This is a genomic window from Streptomyces sp. NPDC047072, assembly GCF_040643855.1.
Lineage (GTDB): Bacteria > Actinomycetota > Actinomycetes > Streptomycetales > Streptomycetaceae > Streptomyces.
In genome coordinates this window covers 1-7,451 of the sequence record NZ_JBEYVC010000297.1, presented here as the reverse complement: position 1 = coordinate 7,451, position 7,451 = coordinate 1, and the positions used below count along the sequence as shown (strand labels likewise).

The following is a 7,451-nucleotide window of genomic DNA, read 5'->3' as shown; positions in this document are numbered from 1 at the left end:
CGCCCCCCGGGGGGGCCACCCCGGGGGGGGGCGGGGGGTGTATACCCGGCCCCCCCCCCCGGCCGGAAGGAGCTAGCAGGCTATGGAGTGCCCGCTCGCGAGGTTGTTGAAGTCGTGGCCGTTGACCGTGACATCGCGGAGGTCGCTGGCGTAACCGCCGCTCAGGAAGCCGACGTAGTCCCCGGTCCCGCCGTCGTCCGAGTACAGGACGACCGCACAGGGGTTGCGGTTCCACACCGAACTCACGCTGTCGTTCACCAGGTAGGACGAGTGGAGCGGGTAGGAGTTGTTGTAGTAGTGGGTGTCCGACGCCTTGAAGTCGGCGGCCCAGTCATAGTCGATCTGGCGGAAAACGCAGAACTCGTCGGCCTCGCACACGCCGTTGTCCACCGTCGCGGAAGCCGTACCCGCCAGCAGCGGCACGCCGGCCATCACGCCCGCGGCCAGGACCGCCGCCAGCTTGGCCTTCATGGTCCTCACGAAGCATCTCCCCTTGTGTGTCGATGCGGAGGCTCACCCCTGGGCGAGCCGGGACCGATCCTCACCGAGCTCACGAGAGTGAGGGAGGGTGCCGATTGACCCCTCGTTGGCGTGTTTTCAACCCGTCAAGTACCTCGCCGCTTTACGGCGTTCAGCGTTCCGCCCCCTTTCATTCATGAATCGTCCTGCCGGAAAAGCAACATTCTCACTCGACGATCACTTGAGAACCACAGATCCGCTCACACATCAGCAGGCTCGACAGCGATCGCACCATGGGGGACGAGATTGTCCAGCCGTACAGAGGAGTTACGCGCGTTCCTGCGCTCCCGCCGCGCCCAGCTGCTGCCCGCGGACGTGGGGCTGCCCACCTTCGACGGCCCCCGCCGGGTGCCCGGGCTGCGGCGCGAGGAGCTGGCCCAGCTCTCCGGAATCAGCCTCGACTACTACGTCCGCCTGGAACAGGGCCGGAACGAGAAGGTCTCCGAAGCCGTCCTCGACGCCCTCGCCCGCACCTTGCGCCTGGACGAGGTGGAACGCAGGCATCTGCACAATCTGGCCCGGCCCCGCAGAAGTCTCCGGCCGTCGGGGGACCGGATGCCGGGAGGCATGCGGGAACTGCTGGACAACCTGTCGAACACACCGGCGTTCATGGTGGGGCGCCGCACACGCGTACTCGCGTGGAACCGGAGCGCCTCGGCGATCCTCTTCGACTTCGGCGCCGTGCCCGCCCATCAACGCAGCCTGGCCCGGCTGGTGTTCCTCGACGCGGCCGCCCGTCGGGTGTACGGCGACTGGCAGACGATGGCACGCGAGGTCACCGCTCTGCTCCATCTCGAACTCGGCCGCCACCCCGAGGACCGGCGACTTGCCTCACTCGTCTCGGAACTGTCCTTGTCCAGCTCCGAGTTCCAGCGTCTGTGGGCGGAGCAACACGTCTCCTACAGTCCGCACAGGACTCTCCTCCTGCGCCATCCCCGCCTCGGCAGCTTCTCCGTCACCTTCCGCGCACTGCGCGCCCCGAGAACCCCGACCAGCTGCTGCTCACCCACACACCCGAGCCGCACTTCTCCCTGCCGTGGTCACTTCGGGAGACGGCGGCACTGTGACGGCGGGTGATCCTGCTGGAGGGTCAGGACTTCAGCCCGTCGTAGGTCACCCTCGTGAGTTCCTCGGACGCGCCCCAAAGACGTTCTCCGGCACGGTCGTTGAGGGTCCACGGCGCTCGCCACGCCGGGCCCGGTGTGCCGTGCCGGCCGAGGAAGGACGGGCCGGTGAAGGAGTCGGGGCGGATGTCGGGGGCGGTGGCCGCGTGCAGGGTGGGGAGGGCGCCCGCGTCCGCGGACTGGGCGAAGTAGCGGTTGCCGACCCGCATGAAGCGCTCGACCGCGCGGCGCCCGGCCATCCGGGCGCCGGCGGTCTGGAGGTTGGTGTCCGCGTACCCGGGGTGCGCGGCCGCGGCGACCACGTCCGAGCCGTGGGCCGCGAGCCTGCGCGCCAGCTCGTGCACGAAGAGCAGGTTGGCGGTCTTGGAGCGGGCGTAGGCGATCCAACGGTGGTAGCGGCGCTCGCTGTTGAGGTCGGTGATGTCGATGGTGGCCAGCGCGTGCGCGAGGCTGGAGACGCTCACGATCCGGGCGCCGGGCGGCGCCGCGAGCACCCTCGGCAGCAGCAGGCCGGTGAGTGCGAAGTGGCCCAGGTGGTTGACGCCGAACTGCGTCTCGAACCCGTCCGCCGTCGTGCCGTACGGCAGCGCCATCACGCCCGCGTTGTTGACGAGGAGGTCGAGGCGGTCGTACGGGAAGGTGTCGGCGAACTCCCTTACGGAGGCCAGGTCCGCCAGGTCGAGCCGGAGCAACTCCACTGTGGAGCACGGTACTTCGGCGGCGATCCGGCGGACCGCCTCCGTACCGCGCGCCTCGCTCCGGCAGGCCAGCACCACGCGGGCGCCCCTGCGGGCCAGTTCGCGCGCGGTGACGTACCCGATCCCGCTGTTCGCCCCGGTGACCACGGCGACCCGGCCGCGCTGGTCGGGGATGTCGCTCGCACTCCAGCCGGCCATGACCGGCCTCCCTCCGCCGACGGGGTGGGGCTCAGCGGGATTCAGCCTACGAGCGGAGGGCGCGGCGCGTAATCGTCGGGGACGGGGCGGGTGTCGAGGTAGAACCACTCGGCGGTGGGGCTCGGGGCGGTCGGCCCGGGCATCGCGTCGTCCCACGCCTCCAGTGTGCCGGCGGGCGCGTCCCAGAAGCGGTCCTCGGCGAAGGCCCCGGCGCGGGCGTCGGCACCGCCGTAGATTCCGGCTCGGGCGCGATCGTCGGCTCCCGCGCCAGATCCGGCTCCGGAAGCCGTCGTACGGCCGCCCGGGCCCGCAGTCGCCGACGGCACGGCCTCCGTGCTCACGGTCTTCGCCGGCCCCGGCATCAGCAGCTCCACCCGCAGCCCCCGTCCCCGCTGCTGTGCCGTGAACTCCTCGACCTGGTTGCGGCAGGCGTGGTCGAGGTGGGTCACGCCGGTGAGGTCGAGGCGGATGCGGGGCTTGCCGGACGCCGCGGCCTCCTCCAGGGCCTCGATGACCTTCGGCAGCCGCAGGAAGGTCGCGTTGCCGGCCATGACGACCTTCGCGGTGTCCTCCTCGACGTGCTGCCGGATCACGGTCTGGGACATCCGCAGCGCGGCCAGCACGATCCCGGCGGCGAGCCCGACGAGCACGCCCTCCAGGAGCGCCGTCGCCACGATGACCAGCGTGGTCAGGGTCATCACCGCGAACTCGCCCCGGTCCTGGCGCCACATCTTCGGGAACTCCTCCGGCGCGAGCAGCTTCCAGCCGCTGTGCACGAGGACGCCCGCGAGCACCGAGATCGGGATCAGCGCGAGCACCTGCGGGAGCAGCAGCGCGAAGGCGAGCAGCCACAGGCCGTGCAGGGTGCGGGAGAGCCGGGTCTTCGCACCGGCCTGGACGTTCGCCGAACTGCGGGCGACCACGGCCGTGATGGGCAGCGCGCCGAGGATCCCGGCGATGGTGTTGCCCGCGCCCTGGGCGACGAGTTCGGTGTTGTAGCGGGTGCGCGGGCCGCTGTGCATCCGGTCCACGGCGGCCGCGGTGAACAGGCTCTCCGCGGAGGCGATCACCGTGAAGGTGAGGATCGAGGTGATGATCGCCACGTCGGCCAGGCCCGCCAACTGCTCGGCCCCTGGCGGCCGTACGGACGCGAGGAGGTTGCCGACCTGGAGGGTCTTCACGTCGACGCCGGGCAGGGCGGCGACCGCGATGCCGATGCCCACGGCGACCAGCGCGGCCGGGATCTTCCTGACCGGCCCCGGCACCTTCTTCCACATGAAGCTGAGAACGACGGTGACGATGCCGAGCGACGCGGCGATCAGCGCCTGGGAGTTGGCCGCGGTGTCCGCCAACAGCCCGGGGATTCCCGCCATGTTCTCGATCGGGGTGCCGGGCGCCTTGTTGTCGGCCAGCGGATAGGCCTGGCTGAACATCAGCGGCAGGCCGATCCCGGCGAGCATGCCCTGCACGACGGCGATGGAGATCGCCTGGAACATCCGCCCGAGCCGTACGACACCGAGGACGATCTGGAGGATCCCGGAGCACAGCACGATCACCCCGAGCATCGCCACGCCGTGCTCGGCGACGGTCTCCGCGACGAGCGCGGCGAGACCGGCCGCGGGGCCGCTGACCTGGAGCGTGCTGCCCCGCACGGCCCCGACCACCAGGCCGCCGATCACCCCGGAGATGATCCCCAGTTCGGCCGGGACCCCGGAGGCGACGGCGACCCCGATGCAGAGCGGCAGGGCGACGAGGAAGACGACGAGGGAGGCGGTGATCTCGGTGGCGAGGTCGGGCTTCGGGCGGTTCGGGGTGTGCGGCGCGCCGGGCTTGTCCGCTGCGTGGGGCGAGTTCGTCGGGTGCTGCGGGTCCGGCGTGTACGGCTCGCCCGGTACGTGCGGGCCGTACTGTGCGCTCGTCGCGTGCCGCGTCCGCGTCCGGCCGACCGTCTTCGTGCCCCTCGGTGCCGCCCGGTCGCCGCGGCCCCGCGCGTGTGCGCCGCTCATGCGGCGTGCGCCCGGAAGCTGCCGTCCGCGTCCAGTTCGCGCACCTGCCCGGTGTCGATCTCGTAGTACCAGCCGTGCAGCCGCAGCCGGTCGTCCCGCAGCCGCTGCCGGACGACCGGGTAACTCCGCAGCGCCGCCAGCTGGTTGACGACGTTGCGCTGCACCACCTCGGACAGGGCGGGATCGTCGGTGAGCACCGGCGCCAGCTGCGGGCGGGCCAGCCGCAGCCACGCGTCCACGCCGGGCAGCGCGGTGAGGTCGTCGCCGGACTTCAGCGCACCCATCGCCCCGCAGTGTGAGTGACCGCACACGACCACGTCCTGAACTCCGAGCACCTCCAGCGCGTACTCGATGGTGGCGGCCTCCCCACCGGCCGCGTGCTGTCCGTACGACGGCACGATATTGCCCGCGTTCCGCAGCTCGAATATCTCACCGGGCCGGGCGCCGGTGATCAGTGCGGGCATGACCCGCGAGTCCGAGCAGGTAATGAAGAGCGCCTCGGGATATTGCCCTTCGGCCAGTTTCCGGTATTCGTCGCTCTCGAAATCGACCTGCCGCCCGAACGAGCGCGCATGCTCCAGCAACGCCTTCAAGTGAGCCTCCTGAGCTGGGGGTTCGGCCAGTTGGCAATACCGTAGAGGGGCGATGCACAGAGAAAGGTTAATGGCAGGACAGGGCGCGGCCAGGATGCGGACATTCTTTGTCACGGGTCCCTGCGGACGGCATGTTCTTGTAGCGTGTCGTGAACAGGGCAGAGAATTCGAACAATGGCGGGAGTGACGACGCATGGGCATACGCGTGCTGCTCATCGAGGACGACGAGACGATCGCCGAGCCGTTGATCGAGGGCCTCGGGCACTTCGGCCTGACGGTCGATCACGTGACCACCGGGGCCCAGGGGTTGAGGGCCGCCTACGGCGATGTCGTGCTGCTGGACCTCGGGTTGCCGGACATCGACGGCATCGACGTCTGCCGGGGCATCCGGGAGGTCTCCGACGTGCCGATCGTCATCCTCAGCGCGCGTGGCGAGGAGGCGGACCGGGTGCTGGGGCTGGAGCTGGGCGCCGACGACTATCTGGCGAAGCCGTTCAGCGTACGGGAGTTGGTGGCCCGGGTCCGGGCGGTGACCCGGCGGACCCGGCGCGTGCAGGAGGCCCCGGCCCACCAGCCGGCCGCCGCCGCGTACCAGGGGACCACGTACCAGCCGACTCCCGCGTACGAGCCGACTCCGGCGTACGAAGTGACCTCCGTCCTCGATCCCGCCCCCGCCCCGCTCGCCGTCGACCGCCGTACCCGGCAGGTCTGGGTCGGTGAGTCCCAAGTGCCCCTCACACCCAAGGAGTTCGACCTGCTCGCGCTGCTCACCGAGGATCCCGGCGCGGTCTACTCCCGGCAGCAGATCCTCGACCGGGTCTGGGACCCGCACTACGAGGGGCCGACCAAGACCCTCGACGTCCATGTCGCCTCGCTGCGACGGAAGTTGGGCCACCCCGCGTGGATCCAGACCCTGCGCGGGGTCGGCTTCCGGCTCGCCGTGCACAGCGGGCCGGCATGACCCGCCGGCTGCTGCTCAGCTATCTGACCCTCGCCGCGCTGGCCCTGCTCTGCCTGGAGATCCCGCTGGGCTTCGTCTACTCGCGCGGTGAGCGGGAGCGGGTGGTGGCCGCGGCGAAGGACGAGGCGGAGTCGGTCTCGGCGTACGCGGCCCTGACCCTCGCGACCGGCCGCGCCGCCCAGGACCTGCCCGAACGGGTGGTGCACTGCGCCGCGCGCATCGGCGGCCAGGTGGTCGTCGTCGACGGCTCGGGCGCACTGCTCGCCACCTCGCACCCGTTGCCCGCCGAGGTCTCCGGCGCCCTGGCCACCCGGCCGGGCATCGCGGCCGCGCTCAAGGGCACGTCGTCGGTGGACGTGCGCACCTCCACGATCGGCGGGGTGCAGTACCTGTCGGTCGCCGCGCCCATGGCGCACGGCGCGCGGGGCGCGGTGTGGCTGACGGTCCCGACCCGGACGGTGCACGAACGCGTCCACCACGTCTGGCTGTTGCTGGCGCTCGGCGGCCTCGCCGTCCTGACGGCCGTCGTGCTCGTCGGCTTCGGCATCGCCCGCTGGACGAGCCGCCCGATCCGCGAACTGGAGCGCGCCACCCACGAGTTGGCGGAGGGCGGACGCGCCGCACCGGTACCGGTGACCAAGGGGCCGCCCGAAGTGCGCAGTCTGACCGCCGCGTTCAACCGTACGGCGGCCCGGCTCGCCCATCTCCTGGACGCCCAGCGGGCGTTCGCCGGAGAGGCCTCGCACCAGCTGAAGACCCCGCTGGCCGCGCTGCGGCTGCGGCTGGAGAACCTGGAGCCGAGCGTCGCCGACCGCGGCCGGGCCAGTCTCACGGCCGCCGTGACCGAGACCGACCGGCTGGCCCGGATGGTGGAGGGACTGCTGGCGATGGCCCGGCTGGAGGAGGACGCGGCGACGCCGGGGCCGGTGGATCTCGGGGTGGTCTGCGCGGAGCGGTACCGCACCTGGCAGCCGCTGTTCGACCGGCAGGGCGTGGGGCTGGCCCTGTTCGCGGGCGGGGCCGGTCCGGCGGTGCTCGCGCTGCCGGGTGCCGTGGAGCAGATCCTGGACAACCTGCTCTCCAACGCCCTGCGCGCCTCGCCGCCCGGCAGCACGGTCACCGTGGAGACGCGGCTGCGCGCCCCGGCCCGCCGGACCCTGCGCGACACCCGCGCCGGCTGGGTCGACCTGCACGTCACCGACGAGGGCCCCGGCATGACGGCCGACCAGCGCGCCCGCGCCTTCGACCGGTTCTGGCGGGCGCCGGGCGCCCCCAAGGGCGGTACGGGTCTCGGCCTCGCCCTGGTCCAACGTCTCGCGCACGCGAGCGGCGGCGAGGCGGGCCTGCACGCG

General features: G+C 71.8%; 7 protein-coding genes. 3 read left to right on the top strand and 4 right to left on the bottom strand.

Going from position 1 to position 7,451, the window contains the following annotated elements; all coding sequences use genetic code 11:
* Nucleotides 1-72 precede the first annotated feature (72 nt).
* Nucleotides 73-471, bottom strand: a complete 399-nt coding sequence (locus tag ABZ896_RS51350) for a peptidase inhibitor family I36 protein (protein WP_360945988.1) — start codon at nucleotides 469-471, stop codon at nucleotides 73-75.
* A gap of 294 nt (nucleotides 472-765) precedes the next feature.
* On the opposite strand from ABZ896_RS51350, the gene ABZ896_RS51345 reads away from it, so the two are divergent.
* Nucleotides 766-1,596, top strand: coding sequence for a helix-turn-helix transcriptional regulator (locus ABZ896_RS51345; protein WP_360945985.1), 831 nt, complete (start codon nucleotides 766-768; stop codon nucleotides 1,594-1,596).
* Between the two features lie 13 nt (nucleotides 1,597-1,609).
* Here the strand turns inward: ABZ896_RS51345 and ABZ896_RS51340 are convergent, their stop codons facing one another.
* From ABZ896_RS51340 to ABZ896_RS51330, 3 genes are read right to left on the bottom strand one after another with little or no spacing between them, the layout of a single operon-like run.
* Nucleotides 1,610-2,539: an oxidoreductase gene (locus ABZ896_RS51340; RefSeq protein WP_360945982.1), complete on the bottom strand. Its 930-nt coding sequence runs from the start codon at nucleotides 2,537-2,539 to the stop codon at nucleotides 1,610-1,612.
* Between the two features lie 41 nt (nucleotides 2,540-2,580).
* Entirely contained in the window at nucleotides 2,581-4,545 is a 1,965-nt protein-coding gene (locus ABZ896_RS51335) for a SulP family inorganic anion transporter (RefSeq protein ID WP_360945979.1), read from the bottom strand.
* On the bottom strand, nucleotides 4,542-5,138 hold the full coding sequence (locus ABZ896_RS51330) for a carbonic anhydrase (RefSeq protein ID WP_360945976.1): 597 nt from the start codon (nucleotides 5,136-5,138) through the stop codon (nucleotides 4,542-4,544). Before ABZ896_RS51330 ends, ABZ896_RS51335 begins: the two co-directional genes overlap by 4 nt.
* Nucleotides 5,139-5,331: 193 nt before the next feature.
* Between ABZ896_RS51330 and ABZ896_RS51325 the strand changes: the two genes are divergently transcribed.
* Nucleotides 5,332-6,099, top strand: coding sequence for a response regulator transcription factor (locus ABZ896_RS51325; RefSeq protein ID WP_360945973.1), 768 nt, complete (start codon nucleotides 5,332-5,334; stop codon nucleotides 6,097-6,099).
* Nucleotides 6,096-7,451: HAMP domain-containing sensor histidine kinase (locus tag ABZ896_RS51320; protein ID WP_360945970.1), on the top strand; the 1,356-nt coding region annotated here is incomplete at its 3' end. The genes ABZ896_RS51325 and ABZ896_RS51320, both read left to right, overlap by 4 nt.